This is a genomic window from Klebsiella sp. MS 92-3 (assembly GCF_000195655.1).
Lineage (GTDB): Bacteria > Pseudomonadota > Gammaproteobacteria > Enterobacterales > Enterobacteriaceae > Klebsiella > Klebsiella pneumoniae.
Map to the genome: position 1 here is coordinate 43,607 of NZ_GL882800.1, position 21,884 is coordinate 65,490.

The 21,884-nt window shown below is 48.6% G+C and carries 21 protein-coding genes, 1 tRNA gene and 1 pseudogene; 3 read left to right on the plus strand and 20 right to left on the minus strand.

Features of this window, described 5'->3' with window-relative positions; genetic code table 11:
- Nucleotides 1-38: 38 nt before the first annotated feature.
- The 4 genes and pseudogenes from HMPREF9538_RS15690 to HMPREF9538_RS15675 all read right to left on the minus strand — a co-directional run bounded on the left by HMPREF9538_RS15690 (nucleotide 39) and on the right by HMPREF9538_RS15675 (nucleotide 7,600).
- Nucleotides 39-461 (minus strand): hypothetical protein, encoded by a 423-nt coding sequence (locus HMPREF9538_RS15690; protein WP_009484888.1) that lies wholly within the window; start codon nucleotides 459-461, stop codon nucleotides 39-41.
- Nucleotides 458-4,061 (minus strand): annotated as a pseudogene (gene dnaE, locus HMPREF9538_RS33335) (DNA polymerase III subunit alpha). The gene HMPREF9538_RS15690 and the pseudogene dnaE overlap by 4 nt, the downstream one beginning before the upstream one ends.
- Nucleotides 4,062-4,238: 177 nt before the next feature.
- Complete coding sequence (locus HMPREF9538_RS15680; protein ID WP_048255589.1) at nucleotides 4,239-5,477, minus strand: AAA family ATPase; 1,239 nt, start codon at nucleotides 5,475-5,477, stop codon at nucleotides 4,239-4,241.
- 110 nt (nucleotides 5,478-5,587) lie between these two features.
- Nucleotides 5,588-7,600, minus strand: coding sequence for a cobaltochelatase CobT-related protein (locus HMPREF9538_RS15675; protein WP_009484893.1), 2,013 nt, complete (start codon nucleotides 7,598-7,600; stop codon nucleotides 5,588-5,590).
- 557 nt (nucleotides 7,601-8,157) lie between these two features.
- On the opposite strand from HMPREF9538_RS15675, the gene HMPREF9538_RS0127520 reads away from it, so the two are divergent.
- Complete coding sequence (locus HMPREF9538_RS0127520; RefSeq protein WP_009484895.1) at nucleotides 8,158-8,508, plus strand: helix-turn-helix domain-containing protein; 351 nt, start codon at nucleotides 8,158-8,160, stop codon at nucleotides 8,506-8,508.
- On the opposite strand, the gene HMPREF9538_RS15665 is transcribed toward HMPREF9538_RS0127520, so the two are convergent.
- Complete coding sequence (locus HMPREF9538_RS15665) at nucleotides 8,498-9,532, minus strand: tyrosine-type recombinase/integrase (RefSeq protein WP_049129098.1); 1,035 nt, start codon at nucleotides 9,530-9,532, stop codon at nucleotides 8,498-8,500. The genes HMPREF9538_RS0127520 and HMPREF9538_RS15665 overlap by 11 nt on opposite strands.
- Before the next feature lie 183 nt (nucleotides 9,533-9,715).
- Between HMPREF9538_RS15665 and HMPREF9538_RS15660 the strand changes: the two genes are divergently transcribed.
- A complete protein-coding gene (locus HMPREF9538_RS15660; RefSeq protein WP_100248991.1) occupies nucleotides 9,716-10,300 on the plus strand; it encodes a hypothetical protein in 585 nt (194 codons plus the stop codon).
- Entirely contained in the window at nucleotides 10,281-10,574 is a 294-nt protein-coding gene (locus HMPREF9538_RS31550; protein ID WP_049129099.1) for a hypothetical protein, read from the plus strand. The genes HMPREF9538_RS15660 and HMPREF9538_RS31550 overlap by 20 nt, the downstream gene beginning before the upstream one ends.
- 30 nt (nucleotides 10,575-10,604) lie before the next feature.
- Here HMPREF9538_RS31550 and HMPREF9538_RS15655 read toward each other — a convergent pair whose 3' ends face one another.
- From HMPREF9538_RS15655 to HMPREF9538_RS15600, 15 genes are all read right to left on the minus strand, one after another.
- Nucleotides 10,605-10,928: a hypothetical protein gene (locus HMPREF9538_RS15655; RefSeq protein WP_009484898.1), complete on the minus strand. Its 324-nt coding sequence runs from the start codon at nucleotides 10,926-10,928 to the stop codon at nucleotides 10,605-10,607.
- Nucleotides 10,929-11,017: 89 nt separating this feature from the next.
- Complete coding sequence (locus tag HMPREF9538_RS15650) at nucleotides 11,018-11,263, minus strand: GrxA family glutaredoxin (RefSeq protein ID WP_009484899.1); 246 nt, start codon at nucleotides 11,261-11,263, stop codon at nucleotides 11,018-11,020.
- Nucleotides 11,264-11,488: 225 nt separating this feature from the next.
- Nucleotides 11,489-11,734: a hypothetical protein gene (locus tag HMPREF9538_RS15645; RefSeq protein ID WP_009484901.1), complete on the minus strand. Its 246-nt coding sequence runs from the start codon at nucleotides 11,732-11,734 to the stop codon at nucleotides 11,489-11,491.
- Nucleotides 11,731-12,252, minus strand: a complete 522-nt coding sequence (locus HMPREF9538_RS31050; RefSeq protein WP_223366914.1) for a DUF2829 domain-containing protein — start codon at nucleotides 12,250-12,252, stop codon at nucleotides 11,731-11,733. Before HMPREF9538_RS31050 ends, HMPREF9538_RS15645 begins: the two co-directional genes overlap by 4 nt.
- Nucleotides 12,253-12,262: 10 nt before the next feature.
- Entirely contained in the window at nucleotides 12,263-13,030 is a 768-nt protein-coding gene (gene phoH, locus HMPREF9538_RS15640; protein ID WP_032410375.1) for a phosphate starvation-inducible protein PhoH, read from the minus strand.
- Nucleotides 13,031-13,259: 229 nt separating this feature from the next.
- Entirely contained in the window at nucleotides 13,260-13,871 is a 612-nt protein-coding gene (locus HMPREF9538_RS15635) for a hypothetical protein (protein ID WP_009484904.1), read from the minus strand.
- A 312-nt stretch (nucleotides 13,872-14,183) separates the two neighbouring features.
- Nucleotides 14,184-14,266: transfer RNA gene (locus tag HMPREF9538_RS31555), tRNA-Arg, on the minus strand.
- 1,249 nt (nucleotides 14,267-15,515) lie between these two features.
- Nucleotides 15,516-15,731, minus strand: coding sequence for a hypothetical protein (locus HMPREF9538_RS15625; RefSeq protein ID WP_009484906.1), 216 nt, complete (start codon nucleotides 15,729-15,731; stop codon nucleotides 15,516-15,518).
- The gene (locus HMPREF9538_RS28785; protein WP_009484907.1) at nucleotides 15,715-15,915 is read right to left on the minus strand and encodes a hypothetical protein; all 201 of its coding nucleotides are present in this window, start codon (nucleotides 15,913-15,915) and stop codon (nucleotides 15,715-15,717) included. Before HMPREF9538_RS28785 ends, HMPREF9538_RS15625 begins: the two co-directional genes overlap by 17 nt.
- The gene (locus HMPREF9538_RS15620) at nucleotides 15,912-17,240 is read right to left on the minus strand and encodes a DNA ligase (RefSeq protein WP_009484908.1); all 1,329 of its coding nucleotides are present in this window, start codon (nucleotides 17,238-17,240) and stop codon (nucleotides 15,912-15,914) included. The genes HMPREF9538_RS28785 and HMPREF9538_RS15620 overlap by 4 nt, the downstream gene beginning before the upstream one ends.
- On the minus strand, nucleotides 17,240-17,710 hold the full coding sequence (locus HMPREF9538_RS15615) for a hypothetical protein (protein ID WP_009484909.1): 471 nt from the start codon (nucleotides 17,708-17,710) through the stop codon (nucleotides 17,240-17,242). Before HMPREF9538_RS15615 ends, HMPREF9538_RS15620 begins: the two co-directional genes overlap by 1 nt.
- A complete protein-coding gene (locus tag HMPREF9538_RS32590; RefSeq protein WP_032457076.1) occupies nucleotides 17,707-18,162 on the minus strand; it encodes a hypothetical protein in 456 nt (151 codons plus the stop codon). The genes HMPREF9538_RS15615 and HMPREF9538_RS32590 overlap by 4 nt, the downstream gene beginning before the upstream one ends.
- An 84-nt stretch (nucleotides 18,163-18,246) precedes the next feature.
- A complete protein-coding gene (locus tag HMPREF9538_RS15610) occupies nucleotides 18,247-19,164 on the minus strand; it encodes a hypothetical protein (RefSeq protein WP_009484911.1) in 918 nt (305 codons plus the stop codon).
- Nucleotides 19,165-19,226: 62 nt separating this feature from the next.
- Complete coding sequence (locus tag HMPREF9538_RS15605; protein ID WP_009484912.1) at nucleotides 19,227-20,342, minus strand: hypothetical protein; 1,116 nt, start codon at nucleotides 20,340-20,342, stop codon at nucleotides 19,227-19,229.
- Between the two features lie 138 nt (nucleotides 20,343-20,480).
- The gene (locus HMPREF9538_RS15600; protein ID WP_009484913.1) at nucleotides 20,481-21,842 is read right to left on the minus strand and encodes a DnaB-like helicase C-terminal domain-containing protein; all 1,362 of its coding nucleotides are present in this window, start codon (nucleotides 21,840-21,842) and stop codon (nucleotides 20,481-20,483) included.
- Nucleotides 21,843-21,884 lie beyond the last annotated feature (42 nt).

Consider the following 21,884-nt stretch of genomic DNA (forward strand, 5'->3'; position numbering starts at 1 on the left):
CCTTACTTATCTTTGAGCTTAAATATTAACACGAACAATTAGGCTACGTACATTTCTGCCAGCGTTCTTTTTCCGACTCCCCGCCCGGTAATGGCTATACGCTGAGCACGCTGGAGACGGTAGTCTTTGACGCTGGCCGCTTTACCTACCTCGACAAATTCCTCCGCAACCTTTGATATCAGTCGGTCTCGATAAGCCTCAAACTCAGCAAGATGTTTTTTGACATTGCTTGATTTAGCTATCACAGCGACATAATCTCGAACCATCGGGTCGCGCACGCGCTTCAGAATTATCTTTGCTGCGCTACGTGCTGCGCTATTCGCTCGGCGCCCATCAAGCTCCGCCTGCCGCATAGCGAGACGAATGGTGACGGGACAGTCTGCGAACTCCCAGAATGCTGACTTATTTAGAGCGATAATGGCCTTATCGATATACTCCTGTGACACTGTAACCTCGCTCATGACAATGCTTCCTTAATGTCTTCCATAATAAGTTCCAATTTCTCACCTTCTTCCGGTCTGAAGTGAAGTATGCCCGGATTGAATCCGTAAAACACGGTCAAGTCCATTGCGCCAAAGTATTCCTTGCGTCCGACCAAATCCGTTGCCTTGGTTTTGTCGTTGAAGAGACTGGCCGATAGGCGACCACACGTCAGGACGTAGGTTGGTTTAACCAGCTCAAGCTCTTTCTTCATAAACTCGATGTAGGTGTTCTCTGCGTCGCGGGACAGTGGCAACTTCTTATCTTGCTTAATGACGCCGGTAACGTACACCTCGCTCATGCGCAGATCGCCATTAACGAGCATTTTCGCCTTAAAATCTTCGTAGCCGTTCTCCATGAAGATCCCCGTCCTGATATCGTTGCCGTTTGCTGTGTCGAGGATAATCATTATTTTTGGCGATACGCCGATATGCGGAGTAACCAGATCTTCGCCCACCCCGACCTCTTTACGCAGCTCTTCCATCAACATCGATACTTCTGCCTGGCGTTTCGGATTCATCTCGAACGGGCGACTCACTTTTACCGCATCGATAATGAGGCTTCCCATCAGCTCTGATTGAGCCTTGCGGCGGGATTCCGCCATCGCTGGTTCGCTGCCAGGCTCAATACTGGCAAATGCACCAACGGCGTCCAGCGCTTCCTGTACACGGATATTGCACAGTCTGGCTTCGATCGCCTCTTTGAATTGTGCTCTGGACTCAAACTTACCACCTACACGCTCGCGAGCACGCATAATGGCTAAGCTGCCTTTTTCAGAACAACCTTTGACAGCTGAGAAGGGGGCATATAGCGCCGCCCGGCCATCCTTCAGTTCGACTATTTCGATGCGGTCAGTTGAGAGATTGATGTCTGGCGGCATCACGATAACGCCGCGTGCCAGTGCATCCTTTACAACAGCTCGGTGTTTTTCATCATCCTGAATTGTCAGTGCGGCGGCGAAGAATGCAGCCGGATGGTGAGTCTTCAGATACATTGCCTGGTAGCTGATTGCGGTATAGGCCACGGCGTGTGATTTGTTAAAGCCATACGACCCGAATTTCTCGAAAGCATCCCAGACCTCTTTTGCTTTTGATTCGCTGAGTCCGGGCTTCTCTGAGATGATTTTAGTAATCTTCATGTGTTTTCCTTTGTCATTAAACAAGTTGTTTTCAGAAACTAAAAAACAACTTGTTTTCACATTTTACTTATTACTTAGAGGTGTCAAATTCAATAATGTCGGCATCTTCTTTCATGGCTTGCTCGACAGTGCGCTTCTTACCATCAGAGCACGGATGAAGCGCGGCGCGATGAACAGTGACAATCTGGCCGTCGTCAGTCTGGACTTCCAACCAACCAAGCTGCGCACGATCTGAAAAGTCGGCGCCAATCTTTTTCATCTTCTCGATGTCTTTTTTACCAATCGCCTTCCTTACCATATCTGCTTCCGACAGAGAGAAGCCGGCGAGGATCTGCGACGCTTTCATGATTTGTTCCTGATAGACCAAAACCCCGTTGGTTTCTTTGGTCAATTCGTCAAGGCTTGGGTGAAGTGAGTGAGCGTCCTCATAACCACGCGCAACGCTGACGTAGGTGTCCATCATGCCGGACTGCATTGGGCCTGGGCGATATAGCGCGGTAGTTGCGACGGCCATTTCAAACGACATTGGTTTGATGCCGCTTCCAAGGTTTTTAAGCAGGTTTCTCATGCCGCCAGACTCGAACTGGAACACGCCAGTTGTTTCACCCAACGCCATACCCTCAAGGACGCGTTTATCATCGAGAGGGATTGCGTCGAGGTTAACGTCGATCCCCTCGTTCTCTTTGATGTAGCGTTTAGCGAGAGCCAGTAGATCGAGCGTAGCCAGCCCTAACACGTCCAGCTTGATAAGCCCCATTGATTCACAGAAACGCTTGTCAAACGCGATACAGCGCACCCCGTTGCGTAACTCGACTGGTGTTCGCTCAGTCAGTGGTACGCCAGAAACGATGACACCCGCGGCGTGCTTACCATAGCTGCGCATCAGTGACTGGAGTTTGCACGCGGCGTCGAATGCTTCCGGGTTTGCTTTCGCGTATTTGTCGAGGGCGCCCAGCTGCTCGCGCGTCTCTTCGAGAGTTAATCCCTCATCATCGAATGGCTTCAGCTGCTTAGATACCGCCATATCTTCCGTTGACACGCCGTAGATACGCGCTGTGTCTCGGAGTGCCGACGCCATACCCAGATAAGAGAAGTTAGGAATGCCGGCCACGTATTTTTCGCCGTAGTGCTCTTCGAGATATTCAAGTACCCGAGGTCGTTGCGCCTGACTGAAGTCCAGATCCGCGTCAGGCAAGTCCAGACGTTCAGGGTTGATGAAACGCTCAAACAGGAGACCGTGGCGTAGCGGGTCGATGTTGGTGATCCCAATCGCCCACGCAACAAGTGAACCGGCGGACGATCCGCGACCCGGCCCGACCGGGATATCCTGTTTACGCGCCCATGACAGTAGATTTTCAACCATCAGGAAGTAGCCGCAAAATCCCAGCTTTTTCAGAACACTCAACTCATAACGTAAACGGTTGATGTAAACCTGATACTGCTCTGCTGGTGGCTTCCAACCAAATTCAAGCGTTGTTAAACGACGCTTCAATCCTTCTGCCGCCATTCGCGTCAACGTATCACCCTCATCTTCCGCCATAACTGGCAGACTGACCGGCATCTCATGCCAGCGCCAGCTGCACGCCGCAATGATTTCGTCCTGAGTCTCGTTAACCATCGCGGAACTAATACCCTCGATACCCATGCGTTTCGAGAATTCCATCAAGCGAACCAGCAAATGCTTGCGGTTCTGGATAGAGTTGTCGCGCTGGTGTGGGATGTGAAAACGATATGGCTGATCCGTTTTGATGTTATTGATAACCATATGCGCAATGTCGCGCAGGTCTGCGTCCTCTTCTTTCTCGTAATAAGCTGGATAGAACGCAACAGGGGCGATTTTAAGCGCATTAGCCACCTTCATCGCCTTCATGTTCAACTGATCGTAGAGAGGCGTAGCAATCGGATACACAACGCTGTAGAAGTTGTCACGCCCACCAACCTCCAGCAATTTAGTCAGGATTTTAACGAAGTCCTGCCGATGAAATATGCTATCGCGATCAGACGTCAGTAGAAGGATGTTGCCCTTTGAATACGTTTCGGCCAGCTGCTCCAACGAGATGCGCGGGAAAAAGTGAAACTGCTCGCGGCGGTTGCCCAACGTCATCAGCTCACAGAGATCTTTGTATCCTTCATCGTTCTTTATCAGCGCGGTGAAGCTGTACAGGCGCCCAAGTTTGCATACCGGGATCTCTGAACCTTCCTCTTTGGCTTTTCTGACCGCTGCTTCATAAAAAGGATTGTCACTAATGACCAGACGGACGCCGCAAATAACAGCCAGGTCATCGCCAGCCGACTGCTGCAGCGGGATGATTGAAGCCAGACTCATTGTGTCTGCGCTGATAATGGCTGAATAACCTAACTCTTTCGCAGCCTTCGCTACGCGGCTTGCTTTCAGCGCCGATTCACCAAGAGAAAAATCGGTGCGTACCATTAATGCCTTCATGTGCTTTCCTTCGTGGTTCTTTTTTTATTTTTAACGCTGTCAATCGGGAATCCGATAAACTTCCCAAACATAGCCTCAATGTTTTTACGGGCTTCATCATGACAGCGAGATCTGTCACCACATCGGGCGCAGATCTCGCTTTTTTCTGAGGCTGTCAATGCTGAGCCAAAGCAACCTTTATTCATCACCAAAGACGCGCTGCGCTATCTCGGTTGCGGATACCGCACTGGTGGACGGTAATTTATTGATGAAAGACTTCGTAACGCCTTTCTTGAAGTTTTTGTGCGCCATCCCGATCATTGCTGCATTGCGCAGTTCACGCGGCCCGATGGGTTGGCTAATATTTCCTGCCTCATACCCGCTACGGATTCGGGTTGCGAAATCGATAAGCATGGTTGCGTACACTTTCGGCAAACCCATTTTCTCAAGCATCGCGGACTCATGAGACCTATCCATGTACTTGACGTGTGAGACGATACCGAAACGAGAGAAGTTCGCTGCGTTCTGGATATTCGTACCCTGGTACAATCCAGTTTCATCACCGGAGCCATTGGTGTTGCCGGTTCCGATGAAAGCGAATCGTTTATGTGGCTCGACGTAGCGCCACTCCGGGGTTGCTTCTTTGATGATCAGTGGTTCACCTTCCAGCACTGGCTGGTAAACGCCAAGGATTTGCGGGAATGCGAAATCATATTCATCGGCCAGATAAACCCACCCGTTACGCATTGCACTTGCCAGAAGACCTGGCTCGAAATAAGTTGCACCACCACGCACAAGAATCTGGCCGCAGATGTGCGACTCTTCAGTGGACGCGGTGTGCTGCGCACGGATGATCGGTCGGTTTAGTCGAGCGCAAAGCTGAGTTGGTAGCGTACTCTTGCCGGTTCCTGCGTGACCCCACAGATATCCAGGGATACGCATCTCGATCATCATAAGCACGTCTTTAAGCAGCTCGATGTCGCCGAACACATAGTCAGGGTTTACTTTTGGCACAAACTCCGGGAATGGCTTATTGATGTTTACGGTGATGCGCAGCGGCTCGCCAGATGCCGTCTTCAGTAAGTCAGCATCGAGACCGAGTATTTCATGTACTGCGACCTTTTCGACCATATAGTCTTCGAAGCCGGCGTACCCAACGTGAACTGCAGCCGGTTCTTCTTTCTTTTTGGCCTGATGTTCTTTTAGACGTTTGGCGGCAGCGGCGGACATAGTCGGCGCTTCAGGAAATGCAGCAACATAGATTTTCATCAATTCATTAGGCGTCTTGTCTTCGTGTTCTTTCGGGATGCCAGAGCATTTTTTGCCAATAAAATGAGAACCGACATGATGGGTCTCGCCGCCACACCATTTGCACGAAATAGGCGTTTCTTCGATCTCGCGAGATTTTTCTTGTTCAGCGACTGTTTTGTTCTGCATTTCGACCGACATGTGTTTTCCTTTTGAAGTAGTTCTGATGTGTCAATGATACTTATATATAACAGGCAAGGAAATAAGTATTTACTTATCATCCTTGCCCAAAAAAACGGCTACGAAAGTAGGCGTTGCATTTGCTTGATGAGCGTTTCGGCTAAATCACCAACATTGTTCAGACAGATGTTGTCGCGGTAGAAGTGACGCGGAGCGTCTGTCAAAATCCCGATCCCCAGAAGATGGATATCGGTATCCTGCTCAATCTGTTTTGTGACCATTTTCAGGTGGCCAGTCAAACCACGCCCCTGAGCCGCTGGACTTCCGTCACTAAGCACAATCATGATTTTGCGATCTTCCTGGCGGCCAGAGAAATGTTGAAGCAAGGCCAGTATGCTTTCTCCATCGATATTTTCAGCCAGTATCATCGTACCTGCGAGAGCGCCAAGGTTGCATATCGTTTGTTTGCTGGATATCGGCGTCTCCCACCCCTTGATAATTGGCAGAAAAAGCGCTTCAGAGCGGTTAAACTCGGACTTCCCAGGCATCGCCAGAGAAGATGTTGTGAAGCCGGTTATCATAGTTTTCACGTTGATACGCGCCAATGCATCCGCCAGTGTGTAGGCTGCTGCACAAGCTGTCTTGATTTTTTGCCCTCTCATGGAGCCAGACATATCAATAACAATCTGCACGCATGAGTTGACCGCGCGTTTGACCTCCAGCTTGCGAAAAACTCGGTCATCATCGACGGACAGGCGATACAGACTTGGGCCATGCAGTCGGCCGCGACGCTGACCTGGGACAAACTGATTGCGGTTCTGGCTGGCTATCGTTCGCTCAAGATCTTTAGCGAGTGTCGCGACGATGTCATCGCCAATTAGAGGCTTAATATTCTTATTGAAGACGGCCTCATGTTTTGGGATCACCATGTAGTTATCAGCGTCACCGTACATGTGGAACCCTTTCGGCGAAGTGGCCAGAACGTTTCTGAAGAACTCCGATGCGTGCTCAAGCCTCCCCATAAAGTCGTAAGTGCGCTCATACGGACGATAGCCGGTCGACAATTCGGATTCGCTGGAAATAATCATCTTCATTGCCCCTTCCATAGACATATCCATGGCGCCTTTTGGTAGTTTGGTCGACTCCAGCTTTTCCAGATCGCCTTTTGTTGGTTTGGGAATATCACCCGTTCCGCTTTCTGCATCGCTCGGTTCGTCCCCGATACCATCTGACTTTTTGTCTTCTTCGGATTCAGCAGAACCGCCATCTCCTGCATCGGCCGATGCAGCTTCACTTCCTTCGCTCTCGGATGATTCCGGGGAACCATTTTCCTCCCCATCTCCAGGTGCGTCTGATTGTTCTTGCTCGTCAGACTCATCATGCCAGGGCAGATCGCTGCCACTACCACAATCGTCTTCGGACGGTTCGCTTGACGATTTCCCTTTTCCTTTTTCTTTGCTATCTGAACCGTCAGGTTCTTTGCTTTCCATTGGCTTGTCGACCAGCAGTCGGACAATTAGCGCGGCCACTGCCACACTGTCGCTCGTGCTGCTTATTTTGGGGATCATCTTATCGACACCATGTTTAATCAGGATTGATACCGGCTCTTTAACGCTTTCCCAGCGGTCTTCCATGTAGTCGATGAACGGCGTTTGATCATTCCAAGCACGCAGCACGGGAACCAGATAGAACTCCATAAACATGCGGGTCTGATCGCCCAGCTTTTCAGCAATGGCCTCCATTTCTTTAGGAATGAAAACCGTATCGATGACATGCTTTTGTGTGTTGATGAGGTTTGCTCTGGAGCCTTTGAACATCTCCCCCATTTTTCGCTCAATGAAGGTGTCTTCTACGGCGTTCCAGACGAAGCTGGTGGCTTTCGTACTGTCTGTGAAAAGGACGTGAGCGACTTCGTGATCGATGAATCCGCGTACCGCCATCAGGAACTTGTCGCTGGCGTCGTCGGGTATTGATGGTATGCAGATGCAGAGAGGTTCGCCGGCTTTGTTGTATTCAACATATGCCTTATCTCCACGTTCTATGACGGGGATGTTGCGTGCTACCAGCATTGAAACGACGTTTTTAATCGCCTCGCGAAACTTAGTGATATCTTTAACTGAAGTCTTTTTCATGACATACCCATAAATAAATGCTTATTATTTATGGGTATGATAATCACAATCAATGAAAGTATAAAGCCAAAAAGGAAGGGTAAATCTTAGTTGGTGTGAATGCAAATGAGAGTGTAGTTCGAAATTCCCTGTACTAAAGCGAAATCCTTATCTAGATGATTAATATGGAAAAAAAGATCATCGGAGCCTGCTATGTGTCCATCTTTCGCGCCCAGTTCGCAAATGATGTCGGCTCCGATCTGGTCACTCAAAGATATTGCTGATAGTTTTGTCGCCGTCGACATCCAGTTCAAAATTGCATTCATGTTAATACCATTAAATAGTTTATTGCTTATTAGTATGTCTTAAATGATTCATGTCAAAGTTACTATTATTTTTTTAAGATTACAACAAATTTGCACCAAAAAAGCAGACTTAGCCTATTGATTTTTATTCTATTTTGTGGTTATTTAGCGCCGTCACCCAAAGTTGGCGGTGTGTATTTACATTTTTGGTTCAGTGGTTTAGTCTTGAACAATACGTAAATATGTGATTACTTACTAAAATGATTTAATAGTATGTGGTTACTTACTAAAATAATTCAATACAAGGCAGACTATAACATGTACGAACCCAAAGGGCGTTACCGTCCGTTTATGACCGCAGCGATGCTCACCTGTGGCAAAACACAAGCTCAGATTGCAAAAGAAGTTGGATTTGAGAACGCTAACAACATTTCTCTCATCAAATCTGGCCGTGCTCATCTTTCGTTAGACAAGGTCATCCCATTCGCGAGAGCTGTTGGTGCGCCGCCAGACGATTTTATGATGATGTACTTATCCGAGAGATTTCCCGAAATATATGAATTTGTTAAAAAAATAAAGAATGAAAATGATGCTCTGAAGAGCAAGTTAGGCATTACTGATTGATCTTACATGTTTCAATTAAGAATTCAGAGTATGCTGACATTGCCTCGGACATCCGGTCAAGATAGTCGTGTCTGTCATAGACGCGATCTATTCCCTCAAGACTGTGGTTCATGATTTTACGAGCCACGTCTTGCTCTACACCGAGTCGAGAGAGTGTACTTCTGGCCGTCCTTCGTAAATCTCTGATTTCGAAGGGTGCCGGAAGGTTATCGGAAAGATAACCTCTACTCATAATTCTTCTTGATGCCTGAGCTATCAGAACCTTAGATGCAGGCTTCATTGCATTCTTTGGGGAGGGAACCAGCCAATCGCTGTTCCCGGCTGCGGCCATCATTTTATTAATGCACAGCTTCATTATGGGGCTAATGGGTAGTGAATGTTCACGACCAGACTTATTCCTACTACCCTGATTCCATACATCATTATTGAGATCGAATTCAGCTCGTTTAGCCCGGAGCACTTCATCCGGCCGTCTGGCTGAGCAGAGCACGAAACGCGCGGCCCAACGCGTGCTCTCTGAAACATCGGCAAAGTCCCACATGTGCCAAAATTTTTCCAGCTCATCATCCGACAACACACGCTCCCGCGGTCTTGGCTTCAGTCCACCGGCTACTTTGTTAAGAGACATCGCTCCAAGTGGGGAAGTCTCGATCACACCCTGGAACTCACACCACCCAAGGAACTGTTTTAAAACAGAAAAAACGCGCCGGCTTTGTACTAACTTGCCATCCAACACCAGGGCATTAATTAGTCTGTTAACTGTGAGGCGGTTGATGTCCGAAACTTTTTTGTTGCCGATCGCCGGCATTGCGTGAACGAGAATACAGTGAACACCTAGCTCTGGGCGCCGGCGCGTCACAAGGAGTGATAAGCGCGTGAAAAACATAAAGGCTTCACTGAATTTCGAATCGGCATCCATGGTCATCATTTGCGAACCGGTCATGGCTTGGCAGCGCTGGAGATATTGAACTGTTTCAGCAGAACAATTTTCCAAAGCTTTATCGATTTCGAACGAATTTAACATCGCTGCCTCCATGTAACTGTATGCATATACAGTATTTAACGGTATTTTAGTTATAAGGTCAACCAAAGATAACTGGTTTTTTACTGTGATTCCATACCTATAGAGTATGGAATCACAAAAGGGCGATTTGAATAAATTTAGAGGCTGTAGCACAATGGTTGTACATAACATTGGAGAATGCATATGGGCCTTGTGTCACCCATTGAAGAAGATGTTTATCTTGAGGAATCGGGATTCCGACGGAAAAAGTTTGTCTATGACAAGCGCGTTCATCATAGTTATATCTTTGTTGCCGGCGGTGAGGTTTACACCGTAGTTTTCGGGAGCATTAAAGATGAGAAGACGTTTCAGAAAATTGGCTACAGCTTAGAGCCTGGCATGGCTTTCCCTCACAATGGGATGTCAGAGGTTTACTTCGATATTTGGATTGATCGTGAGTCTTTCGGAGATTTCCGGCACGTAAAATTCAAAGGGTTGGCGGGTGGTGTTGTATTGGAACAAGTAGCTTTAGCAATGCTTCAACATTATCAAACCTTTGATATTGGAGGGTTTGTTTTCCAAGCTGCTTCCGGTGGCGTAGCCGATATTGATAGGAAAACTTCCCTCGAAGAGACATACGATTATATTCTTGGGTTAAAACACGAACAACGTTATAATAAGAAAACAGGATTACCTAAAGGTAAACCCAGGAAGCTCCTTCCAGACTTCCTGAAAGTTTACAAAGATGACTCAACCGGGAGGGCTTGTTATGCCGTTACGTCGCAATAAACAGAAGCGTGCACTGGTGCAGAATGGTGAGAAACACCTGCTGCAAAGCCTTGCTGCGGCTACTGCAGCGACCCGCAACGAACAAGTTCTGGTCTTAACGCCAGAAGGTGTTAAATATTGCAACATCATTAGAGAAGGTGGCAATGTTTCAACTACCTCATCCATGGAAGCTTTACACAATAGCTTTGCCCAAAGACAGAAGAAATCCTCTGCTACCATGTTGCGTCGAAAACTGAGCCAGGTATCTCTCAAACGAGAATTCCAGGAAATATAAACAAAGGCCCTGTTCGGGCCTTTGTTGTTTCTACCATTTATTGAATCCAAACTCATCCTTTTCACGCAGCAGTGGTTCGCCACGATACCGGTGTCCTTTCAATGAATCGCGCTTAGTTGGCACTTCATCATAATCAACAGCTGTCTCGAAAAAGTGATGCGCCTCACTCGGATCAGCAAAACACCAGCGATACCGGAATGGGGAGACCTCGTCAATATCCATACAGACTGACGTCGTGAATGCCAGTTTCAGCACGCCAATCCAGCTATCGTCGGCCAGCTGCCGCACTCTCAAAAAACCTTGCTGTAAAAGGTATTCATGCATCTCTTCGGGTGTCATTCGTTTAAAGCTCATTACGTGATCTCATTGGTTTGTGTCGTTTAATTTTAAGCGACTCAAAAAGGTTGACCATGAAAGAAGAGAGGGGCCAAGCGGCCCCTTTCTTAAAGGATGGATGCGATGGTCGCCAGTTCGGTGTATCCGCCAATCGGCTCGCCCTCGACGAAGATCTGCGGAACCGTTCGCACCGGCTTCCCGACCAGCTCGCCCAGAGCGACAGCGTCAATGCCGGCTTCGACAATGTCGATATACTCATAGTCACCATGACCCTGAGATTTTAACTGCTTAGCCAGCTCTACCGCACGTTTGCAGTAAGAGCAGCTGTCCTTTCCATAAATAACGATTTTCATGCTTTCCCTTAGCAAGATAAAGATGTGATGCTTTGACCAATGGGGCCACCACGCATTGACGCCAGTACGCCGATACTAGACGTCTGAACAGGCGGGGTCACTTTTTCAAACACCGTTTTCAGGTGATCTTTAATGCTATCCCACTGCGCTTCCGTTGGGATCTGACCGCCCAGCTCGACGAATCCCTGAAGCCAATATGCAAATTGCTCTGATGTCATATCAGCCTCAAAAAGTGGTCGGTTTTGCGATGCTGCGGATCACGGCCATAAAGCCTTTCTGCAGGTCAGTTTTACCGATAGCCAGCCAGCGTTTATCCGGCAGCTGAAGTGAGTTTTTGGCAAACTCCGCACGTTCCAGTTTCTCGACGAACTCACCCACTTTCTGGGCCAGCTCTTTGCCTTCGTTCATCAGAGCGATTTCTTCGGCCGACAGGTCGCGATAGCCTTTAATTTTGGTGTGCTGATCTTTCACGGCACCATCTCCACAATTACCCAATCCTCGGCCAGCATGTCAGTCTGGGATGCCAGCCATGGCACAAATTTGCCGTCAGCTGTTTTCATACCAATCCAGGGCGCCAGCTCCAGATCGCGAGCAATGCCGCAAGCGACGTCGTATTGTTTGCCGGACACCATGCGCAAGAACATACCTTTGCCGTTCCAACCTTTGCGAGCTACGCGATGGCCATCTTTCAGCATCTCGATTGCGATGCCAAAAGATGCACCTACCCTGGCGGCGTGAATAGTGGTTTCGACTGACAAATAGCCCGATTCAAACGGCCCTTTTGGCGAGTAGGACTCATAACCGTTTTCATAGCGGACGAAATATCCACCAACTTGAGGCTGGTGCTTGTCGAGATAAGTCTGATCTACTTCGACTTTTGCCACATGCTTGCGGAAGGATAACAGCATTGTCTGCCCCTCGATTTTCGCAATCTCAGCAGCTTCCACGATTTTAATGCTTTGGTACTGCGGTAATTTAACTTTTGTCATTTCAATATCCCTATTGATAGGCATTTAAAGCCACTTTGCAGAGTTCAGAGCGGACGCAATCGTCGGCTTCAAACTCAATCAACCCAACGTGCGCGTTTGGTTTAAAGCGGCGCAGTGCGTCGGATAGCCCGGACTCTTTATTACCAGGCAGGTCACACTGCGTCACATCGCCGTTCACGATAACCGTAACGTTCTCACCCATGCGGGTCAGGAACATCTTCATCTGTGACGGTGTAACGTTTTGCGCTTCATCCAGAATAACCACTGCGTTTTCGAACGTCCGGCCACGCATGTAAGCGAACGGGGCGATTTCTACTTTGGCAATCTCTGGCTTGAGACAGTATTCGAGGAAGGATGCGCCCAGACGCTTCTGGAGAACGTCATAGACGGGGCGGAAGTATGGGGCGAACTTCTCACCCACATCTCCCGGAAGGAAGCCCAGATCTTCGTCAGCTTGCAATACGGGGCGAGTGACGATGATTTTGCGGACGTCTTTATCCAACAGCTTCTGCGCGGCGACAGCCGTGGCAAGGAACGTTTTGCCGCAGCCGGCTTCACCGGTGGCGAACGTCAGAGGCTTGTTTTCGATGCTGATAAGATAATGCGCCTGAGCCTCGTTACGAGCCTCAACTGGCGTATTGTCTCGCTTTGGTCGTGGGGTCTGAGCGTCGGTCAGCTCATCGACAATAACGTAATCAACACGACGGCCGCGGAACGCACGATTCTCTTTTACTGCTTTACGCGCTACCTTACGCGCATGTTTGCGTGATGTACCCATTTTGATTCCTTTCAAATGGTTAGGTGTCGCAATAAATATAACTGCATTGGATAAGTAAATCATTACTTATTTTTGAAATAACAAAAAGGAGCCGCGAGGCTCCTTTGATTATTTGCGCTAAAAGTGTCTATCGTGATGCTCAATGGTCGCTGTGGGTCGAAGTACAGCTTAAAGGCCAATGTCGCCATCAGTCTTTAAGCTGTAGCCTCCGAAGAGGCTACGGCCACAATCAGTTCTTACCGGCGTTAACCACAACACCTGCACGACCGGCATCAGCTTTGGCGATTTCGAGGCGGGTTTCGCGCTCTGCGGTAATCTGTCCACGCAGCTCTGCAACTTGCGCTTCCAGATCGGAGATGCGTTGGTTTTTAGCAGTAGCCTGGGCTTTGTGCTCCGCCAGCTCAACTTTATGCTGGGATACCAGATCGCGGTTCTCAGCGCCAAATTTAGCAGCAGCAGCCTGATAACCAGCTTCACGCGCTTCGGATACTGCGTACTCGTTGTCGGTTTTGGCCGCGACCAGGTCGGAGTTTAGTGCATCCAGATCAGCGTGAGTGATAACGGCATAACCGCGTGCTTTCATCAGCTCGGCCAGAACCTTGTCTTCGTTTTCGATTACACGCAGACGCAGCTGGGCTTTGGATTCGCGCTCGGAGGCAGCGATCTGGTTTTCGATATCAGCCAACTGGCCCTGCTTAAATTCGATTTCTTCAGTCAGAGTTACGGTTGACTGAGACAGAGCGGCCAGATCAGCGAACAGCTTTTGGCCGTCGGCAACAACTTTAACCAGTGCTTTAGTAGAACGCTCAGCTACGGTAATAATCTTTTTGACTTCAGACATGTGTTTTCTCTTTGTAGTTTATTTGTATGGTTCGCAGCGTTACTTTTCTGACCGTACAGTCTGAATTTCACGCTACTTGCACTTTACGTTAGTGCCAGACGAGGCTTGTGGCTCGGGCCTAATGGCTGTTTATGCGGTTGATGGCCGCACCATTTTGGCCTCGACACTAAGAGATGTATGGAATCACATCATCTTAGATTTGGTGCCCAAGCAGGTGTTGAACCTGCATCATCGGACTCAGCATCCTCTCGACTTACCGTTTTGTCGCATTGGGCATTCAATCTGAAGGACTCTCGAAAAAGCCCTTTAGGTTGGCGCAAACAAGCGGAATCGAACCACTCTCTACCGGATAAGACGTCTTCCTCGGTCGCAGTCAACCAGACTGCTTTGTTTGCTTGCACCTCTTTTATCGTTAAGAGGAAACGGACTGAGCCTGTCACCAAACAGCGGAGGCATATTTGATGGCCTGGAGTAAAGATCGAGGCGATGAAAAAACCTCTTCAATCGACTAACATCTCAGTCTGCCGGTGTTCGCCACCTCCGGCTGGGCTATGGCCTACATATCAAGCTCTAAACGAGTCTATCAATAGCAGAAGAAAGTCCGATCGTTAGCACGCACTTTCTCAAAACCTTCTGCACGCTTTGAGAAAGGCGCTGCGTCGCAATTTCAAATTAACCCAAGATGAAATGAGACATTAAGTAATCACACACGACGCAGCTGTTTGGGCGGTCAGTTGCGGACTGAAACCGGGATATGGTTATTGAAAATGCTCCTAACCACCCAAACAGCTGAAACGTGGGAGAGTGACGCGGGAATCGAACCCGCAATCCTCAGCCTCAAATATGCTATTTGCATTTCACACATCAGGCATCGGAATAAACCTTTAAGTCACCAGACTTCGCTCGCCGACGCTATGCACAGCTAATCGACAAACTAAAAGGCCATCACCCATGTTCGCAGAGACTCGCCGTCTGACTCTATCGCGTGGTTAAGGGTACGTGGGTCAGTATCGCCTATTCACCAGCAAGTCTCTGCTATCCATTAGTAATCACACCGGATCAGTGCGCCGAATTTTTTAATGAGGAATCGGAAGACCTCACTGACTTATAGGCTGTTAAGCCGCCATCAGAACTACATCATCGTTTGCATTTACTTTGTTGGTCAGTTTCTAAAAAACCGCAAAGCCGCTTAACGTCGAAAACGAGTTAATCTTAGTGAAAACTTATAAATAAGTAAACACTTATTTATCTTTGTTTTTATTTTTTTTGACGGTTACGATGTAACCCTTTGTTGTTACTGTGTAACTTCTATCGTCTCGAATCCCATCCCAGCGGAGAGATGTTAAGCTAATCAACCTCGATACGACGTTTTCCATCATGTCGTCATTAACGAAAAACTTAACCGTCACCATATCGACGATCCGAGATACAGCTCTCGTCACGGTGTAAAAAACACAAACTAGAATAAATGCGAGCAAAATATAGTCTGTCATTTAACATTCCTTATGTCAGTTGAGTGAACCACTCGATATACGCGCCGCCCAAAGCAAATGACGCCAGTTTTAATTTCCTGCTTAATCAAATCGTGGGTAACAACTACGCCGAGTAGAAACCCGGCGATAGCTCCCATCAAAAGATATGGGATCAACTAAAAGCTCCTGCGTTGACAAGTTCAGCCAGAACAACCCTGCCTCTGGTCGTCAGCTGAAAATTCTTTTGCTTCCCTTCAGGGGAGATATTTTCAACGAATCCCATCCGCTCCAGTTTTGCACGAGTCTTCGGGCGCCAGTGTTCGTAGAATCTCTCCCACTGGCTTATTTCTCGAAGCGTGCTTTTTTCCAACTTACTTAACTGGATCATCTACACCTCCCACAGCTAATCCCTTTGCCTCAGAGGTCACATCGACGATTCGGTAGATTCGACCTCTGAACTCCATAACCCCAGCCTTGATACTGTCCTTCTTTATCGACACAAAAAACATTCCACCCAAAACAAAGCCCAGCAAAAAGGTCGACAGACCAAAGCCAATAAGGTCACTTATCATTCCTTATCCCCTATGCGGTCTTCAGTGTCACGCAGACAGGACGGCCATTTCAGACGAGGGTGACGCAAACTGCCGTCTGGCGTCTCTTCGTGGGCATTGACCTTCACGATGCGCCCGATGTACTTGTCCTGGTTGTTCCAGATCTCATCCAGGTACATGTGCTTAATGCCCGATGCCTCGACCTCAACACCGTTCTCCAGGCGAATAGTTACCGAGCCGAGAGTGTGGGCGAATGCCGAATCCTCTTTACCTGGCTTGAAGCCGATAATCTCACCGTCAGCTTCGATCTCGTCCTTCATCTTCCACCAGCTCTTGGTGCGCTTAAACTCGTAAACGGAGAACGGATCTTTCGCCATATAGCCTTCTTCGTTGGCGTCCAGAGCCGCCATGAACAAGTCGATAAACTCTTTATGGCTATGTACTAACTGGAAGTCATGCAAACGCACGTCGCCTTTGTACTGACTGTCCGGGCGGCTCTTCCAGTTTGTCCAGCTGCACAAGTCGATATGGCGGTCTTTTAACTTGCGGCCTTCTTTCTTGTACTCCTTGGTTTTGGCAATGGCTTTCCATTCCGGCAAGAAGTAATCGAAGACGTGGAATACGGCGCCAATAGCTGATACGCCTTTTTTACGCAGTGCTGAGATGGAATCGTTGAACGAACCGGCCGTCGCTTCGCCATCAAAGAAGATGTGCTTATGCGGCGTCATACGCGCCAAATCTAATACCGCTGGCTTCAGATGGTCGAGAGACGTTACCGGGTTGCCGGTACGAGACAGGAAGTTAACCTCTGCCTCGTCAACGATGACTTCGGCAATGACGCGCATCCCGTCCAGCTTGAGGCTGGCAATCATCGGGAACTTGGCTTTCGGGTTTTCCTTGAACGGGTACTTGTCGCCTTTTTCTTTGTACGACGTCGCCAGCTGAACCTCGAACACCGGAATCGGGTTGTCGAAGATTTTATTGCACAGGCTAATACCGATGCCGGCCTTCGGATCTTTAATCAGGAAGCGGCGGAACACGTCTTGCCCTTCCTCTGTCATGTCTGAAATAGCCTGCTCCACCATCGCAATAGCGCTGTTACCAGTGAGCTTACGGCTGGCCAAGGAGTTGAGAATATCGATAGCGTCTTCATCAGAGATTTTATTCTCAAGCGCAGGCTCCGCGACGCTGTATTTCTTCACCCCGAATCGGATGAATGGGTTAAGCATCAGTGACACCATGCTTTGTTCGAATGCGTCCAGCTCAGCCAGGGCTACTTTCTTGGCATTGGTTCCCATAGCTTTAATGGCGTCTAGTTTTCCACGCAGAGCAATCAACTTTTCCATTATTGAAGCTCTCCCGCAACAACGACAGGCTCATCCTGAGAATCGAGGATGTCGCACTGTTCCCTTTGCTCTACCATCGGTAGATCACTCGGTTTTGGTTCGTAGGCATCAAGAAAATCGACGGCGTCCATGGAGAAAATCTCATTGTCTTTGTTTTTGAAAATGACAGTCAAAGGGAAACCGGGCTTGGCGGTAAGCACGTTGCTAAGGCACACCATCTCGTAGACGTCGTCAGAGTCCTTAGCGGCCCACAGCTTACATTCAGGAACGATCGGGCGGAAAACGATGTTGCGGTTAATCTGGAAGCTGTCGAACCAGAGTGTTCTTTCACCTTCGTTGACAATGTCAATGCTCACGGCAATACCATGAGACGATGCTGCCTTTGGCAAGCAATTAATCCATTGCGGAACGTCCGCGGTAGTGTAGATCATCTGGCATACTTGGCCTACTTGTGGCTCGAACTGACTCATGTGTTTTCCTCTGTTTTATTAACTTCTGCGTTTACCGCTTCGGCGTAAATGTCGACGAGAACGGTTGGTTTTTTGATTTCCGGCTTTGGCGTCACTCTTGAGCCAAACGTCGCAGCACGCTTGTTGCGCGTTGCGCTTTTAGCTGCACGACTCTCAATTTCCTCTCTCAGCTTACGCATCTCTTCGAGGCCATCGATGAAGTAAATCCGCTCGCCTGTTTTAACTTCTTCCAACATCATCTTGACCGCACGACACTTGCCGGCACGAATGGCTGTCGCGCACGAATCGAATGAACCAGGCGGGAGTCGATTCTCTTTAAATGCCAGTACGGTGTGCTGACACACCGTATAGGAAGAGCGCGTCGGCGATCCGTTGATTAGAAGTTCCTCGCACAGCATCGAATAGCTATTACTGCCGCTAATTGACGGAAATTTGCTAAAGTTGGTTTTCATAGATACTTATAGTAAATGTTTACTTATCATTGCGCCAGTCTAATGCTCTGGCGCAGGCTTGAAAGATTTTTTACGAGGGGATTGTTACCAAGAACCCCAAAGAGGGTTTTCCGCGACGAGGCTGTGTACTTCTGCATGTTTTATCGCTTCACGGACGTGAGCGAGAGCGTAGCTTTTGCCTTCTGAGAGCATGGCAGCTTTGTCATAACCAAGACGGGTAATCATTTCACCAGGTCTTGCGAAAAGACCGCCGAAGCACTTCGACACGGCCTTAACCGACTCAATCTCATCCATTTCCCCGTCGTATTCGCTGAAGAGCTGCATTTCAATGCTTTCATTGAAACGGTTTTTTGCCAGAGACGACTTCTGGTCTAGGATCGCGTCAATGATGCCGCCAGGTGCTTTAAGTGAAAAGGCACGAGAATAGCCTGGCGTCTCGAATGCGCTCGAATGCACGGCAGACAAAGCCATTGCCCCGGTCATTGATACATCATCTACAACTTTAGGGATGTCCGGCATTGAAACAACTTCTGTCGTCATCGTAGCCCTAAGTGAGCGCAGGACGCGATCAAACTCTGGAGCCTGCAGGACGCCGCTTTCCAGCATATAGTTAGCGAAGTTTTTTACCGCTGCAGGGCCGACGTATGATTCATAATCCTCGGCTTTTATCATTATCGACTTCTCGTAGAGTGACATCGCCGGCCGCGGGCTTCCTGCATAAAAAATACCTTGGAACACCTTCGCCTTCAGATAGTCCTCGGCGACGTCAGTAAGGTTGACGATGACGAACAGCTCGAAGTTCCGATCAGCCGTTAAAGTTGACGAAATGTAAATCCAAGGCTCGTTAGGGGTGGATATGGTGACAGGCATCTTAATGCTGATGCGTTGATTCGCCTTTTCACAAGCCTCTTTAACTATCCGTTCTACATCTCCATCTTTAAAGATGTGCGCCGCTTCGCTAATGGCTTTTCTGACGGCTTCGTCGATGCTCTTGATATACATGTGCTCTCCTTTTTTTATGAATCTTATACAAAATGATAAGTAAGTGCTTATCTTTTTTACGGTCAGAGAAGTGCTTTAATACCGTGTAGTTTCGCCATCATTTCGAGCATCTTGGTGTATGGCTTCGCTCGATAGTAGGCTTTCAGAACCTGCTCGATTGTCGCATCGCCTGGGTCTAAGCCTTCCTCTCCGAGACACGCGATTTTCACACGTAACCCGATGCCGGCTAATCGCTTGGCTGCACCAAACGTGTTGTGTATTGCCTGTTTTTCGGAGTCCCACATCATGACGACCGTCTCTAATCCCTTTTGCTTCAATCTCAAGAATGCGCCAAGCTGATCCTCGGTTTCACCATCCAGCGTGCCGGACAAGTGCATACCGAACGTTCCTATCGGCTCCACATACTCTCTCAGCGATTCCTCAGCAAAAAGAGCACGCTTTATGCCCATAACGTCAAAAGCGCCCTCAGAAACGATTACAGTGCGCTTCCCGATGGCATTGTGTCCGTTGTAGAGGAACTTGCCAGATGCCGGCAGTGATATTGGAAAGAGATAACGACGATCTGACTCACCAGTAACGTCGCGCCCCTGAAACGTCCGCATTTTGCCGTCCAAATCGTAAATGGGGATCAAGATGCGCATATCGAAAGACTGGACGTGCGGTCGTCCATTTCGCTCATCGAGATAAACGTGCGTACCCTCGACGCAGTACCGCAGATCAAAGTAGGTCGCCAGCTCCGGGGAGATGTCACGATCAACAAGATACGTTGGAAGTTGGCCTTCAATTGGCAGCTGATAATGTGGAGGCAGGATAACTTCAGACGTCAGCTCAACATCCGACTTTAGCTCAATCTCTTCTTCTTTTGGGCGCCAGCCTTGCTGCATCAGTTCGTTGCGGATGTAACGCTGCAATCCGCGCCATGATTCGCCGGTATGGTATTTGATGAAGTTCAGCTTGTTAAACTGCACCTCCTCCGGGTGATCACCGGCGAAACACTTGCCAAGGCCAGTAGTCAGGTTGAAGTAAACCTTCCACTTACTACTTTTGCAGCACGGACATTCACGGATGTTGACTTCACGCCCCTTTGAAGTCCTTGAGCCACGACGATACGAGATCCCCTCTGTATCAAGCCACTGCTCAAAGTCGAATTCTTCCATTAGTTCTTTTAATTCTGACATTTGATAAACCTTGCATTTAGCCGGCCATAGATTAATATGGCAGTACATGTGTTTTCTTTTGTGGTTTTATTAGCAAAAGAAAGCTTGAATTTCTGTATTGAAATTAAGGCGTTCCGCTTTGGAGCGCCTTCATTTTTCCTACATAACGTCAATGATTCGCTTAATAAATCGCATCTGTTCCAGATCCTGAAGCACTCGCAGACTTACCCCGCCTTTCTGGTTACGAGAACCAGCAAAATACAGACGCGCCTCGCCTTTAGCTTCTTCCTCTTCGGTCTTGTTGATTGAGATAATCAGGTCACAGATACGCACCTTCTCGATGTTGTCCGCGGCGTGCATCATCGTCGCAACTTCAGAGGAACCACCTTCACGGTTGGTCTGGGACGCTGTCATACCCGCCACATCGTGCTTATCCATGACAGCACGTAAGTCGGTGTAGATATCCTTCACATCATTGCGCGGGTCTTTGGTTGGCGTGGTGGCACGCATCAGATCCGCATAGTCGACAATGACCATGTCAGGTATCATGCCATTCACTTTCATGTTGCTGAGTAAGCGGTCAAGGTCTGCAGGTGAAAATGTATTGGCGCGACGCTCAACAATCCACATGCTTCCGATTTTCCCATCAGCACCCACAGAGCGAAGCTTTTCCGCAATATCATCGCGGCGCTCAATAAGTTTTGACATTTCTGTTTCGGAGATACGGGCGTCCCAGCGATCTGACAGGATGTCTTTATGTACCTCCAGTGAGACATACAGGACGTTGTAGCCTTTCAGCGTGGCATTGATGCCGAACTCACCCATGGCCGTCGATTTGCCCGATTTTGCGAAGCCCATGAACAGAACCAGTTCTTTACGCCCCCAGCCTTTTTGGTGAAGCATTTTGTCCAGTAACGGAATGCCTGTTGTTACGCTGTTAGGCACGAAGTCATCGGACGCCTCGTATTCGCGACGCTCATGTCGTTCGCCGGAACGTTCATAGAAGCTGTACACGTCATCCATATCGGATGCGCCGACCATGTCCACCTTCTGCATGACCTGCATCGCACGCTCAAACTCGCCTTTCTCCTTCAGCTCCGCCGCCTTGATGAACGCATCATCAAAAGCAACCGAACGCGCAAAAGTCACGACGCGGTCAATCATGTAGCCGGTGTCTTCCAGCTTCTCGGTCAAAATACGCTTCATCGCATTAACGACTTCAGGCACGAACTCTTCTCGAATCTTTCCGCGCTTCTTCGCCTCCTTAATCATGTCGATGATGAACTCTTTCGACGGGGAGCTTTTGTACGAGCGGAAATAGCCGGCCACAATGCTGACCAGGTATCCATTTGCCTTGTTGGAGAATTGCTCAGGGAGAACCAGATCGCCGGCTCTGATCAGAAACTCTCTGTCTCGGCAGTAGTACGCAGTCAGGCGATCTTCAAACCCAGCGTCAAATTCTTCCGATAGCGGTCGTCCTGTGTGAACAGGCGTCTCAAGCGCTGAAGAGGTAGTGGTCATGTGCTTTCCTTATTGTTTTAAACAACTTGTTTTCTTAATTAT

Excerpts from the sequence above, each read along its gene's own strand:
- HMPREF9538_RS15690 (WP_009484888.1), bottom strand. The coding sequence starts at position 461 with ATGAGCGAGGTTACAGTGTCACAGGAGTATATCGATAAGGCCATTATC.
- HMPREF9538_RS15680 (WP_048255589.1), bottom strand. The coding sequence starts at position 5,477 with ATGCAGAACAAAACAGTCGCTGAACAAGAAAAATCTCGCGAGATCGAA.
- HMPREF9538_RS15675 (WP_009484893.1), bottom strand. The coding sequence starts at position 7,600 with ATGAAAAAGACTTCAGTTAAAGATATCACTAAGTTTCGCGAGGCGATT.
- HMPREF9538_RS0127520 (WP_009484895.1), top strand. The coding sequence starts at position 8,158 with ATGTGGTTACTTACTAAAATAATTCAATACAAGGCAGACTATAACATG.
- HMPREF9538_RS15665 (WP_049129098.1), bottom strand. The coding sequence starts at position 9,532 with ATGTTAAATTCGTTCGAAATCGATAAAGCTTTGGAAAATTGTTCTGCT.
- HMPREF9538_RS15660 (WP_100248991.1), top strand. The coding sequence starts at position 9,716 with ATGGGCCTTGTGTCACCCATTGAAGAAGATGTTTATCTTGAGGAATCG.
- HMPREF9538_RS31550 (WP_049129099.1), top strand. The coding sequence starts at position 10,281 with ATGCCGTTACGTCGCAATAAACAGAAGCGTGCACTGGTGCAGAATGGT.
- HMPREF9538_RS15655 (WP_009484898.1), bottom strand. The coding sequence starts at position 10,928 with ATGAGCTTTAAACGAATGACACCCGAAGAGATGCATGAATACCTTTTA.
- HMPREF9538_RS15650 (WP_009484899.1), bottom strand. The coding sequence starts at position 11,263 with ATGAAAATCGTTATTTATGGAAAGGACAGCTGCTCTTACTGCAAACGT.
- HMPREF9538_RS31050 (WP_223366914.1), bottom strand. The coding sequence starts at position 12,252 with ATGACAAAAGTTAAATTACCGCAGTACCAAAGCATTAAAATCGTGGAA.
- phoH (WP_032410375.1), bottom strand. The coding sequence starts at position 13,030 with ATGGGTACATCACGCAAACATGCGCGTAAGGTAGCGCGTAAAGCAGTA.
- HMPREF9538_RS15635 (WP_009484904.1), bottom strand. The coding sequence starts at position 13,871 with ATGTCTGAAGTCAAAAAGATTATTACCGTAGCTGAGCGTTCTACTAAA.
- HMPREF9538_RS15625 (WP_009484906.1), bottom strand. The coding sequence starts at position 15,731 with ATGATCCAGTTAAGTAAGTTGGAAAAAAGCACGCTTCGAGAAATAAGC.
- HMPREF9538_RS28785 (WP_009484907.1), bottom strand. The coding sequence starts at position 15,915 with ATGATAAGTGACCTTATTGGCTTTGGTCTGTCGACCTTTTTGCTGGGC.
- HMPREF9538_RS15620 (WP_009484908.1), bottom strand. The coding sequence starts at position 17,240 with ATGGAAAAGTTGATTGCTCTGCGTGGAAAACTAGACGCCATTAAAGCT.
- HMPREF9538_RS15615 (WP_009484909.1), bottom strand. The coding sequence starts at position 17,710 with ATGAGTCAGTTCGAGCCACAAGTAGGCCAAGTATGCCAGATGATCTAC.
- HMPREF9538_RS32590 (WP_032457076.1), bottom strand. The coding sequence starts at position 18,162 with ATGAAAACCAACTTTAGCAAATTTCCGTCAATTAGCGGCAGTAATAGC.
- HMPREF9538_RS15610 (WP_009484911.1), bottom strand. The coding sequence starts at position 19,164 with ATGTATATCAAGAGCATCGACGAAGCCGTCAGAAAAGCCATTAGCGAA.
- HMPREF9538_RS15605 (WP_009484912.1), bottom strand. The coding sequence starts at position 20,342 with ATGTCAGAATTAAAAGAACTAATGGAAGAATTCGACTTTGAGCAGTGG.
- HMPREF9538_RS15600 (WP_009484913.1), bottom strand. The coding sequence starts at position 21,842 with ATGACCACTACCTCTTCAGCGCTTGAGACGCCTGTTCACACAGGACGA.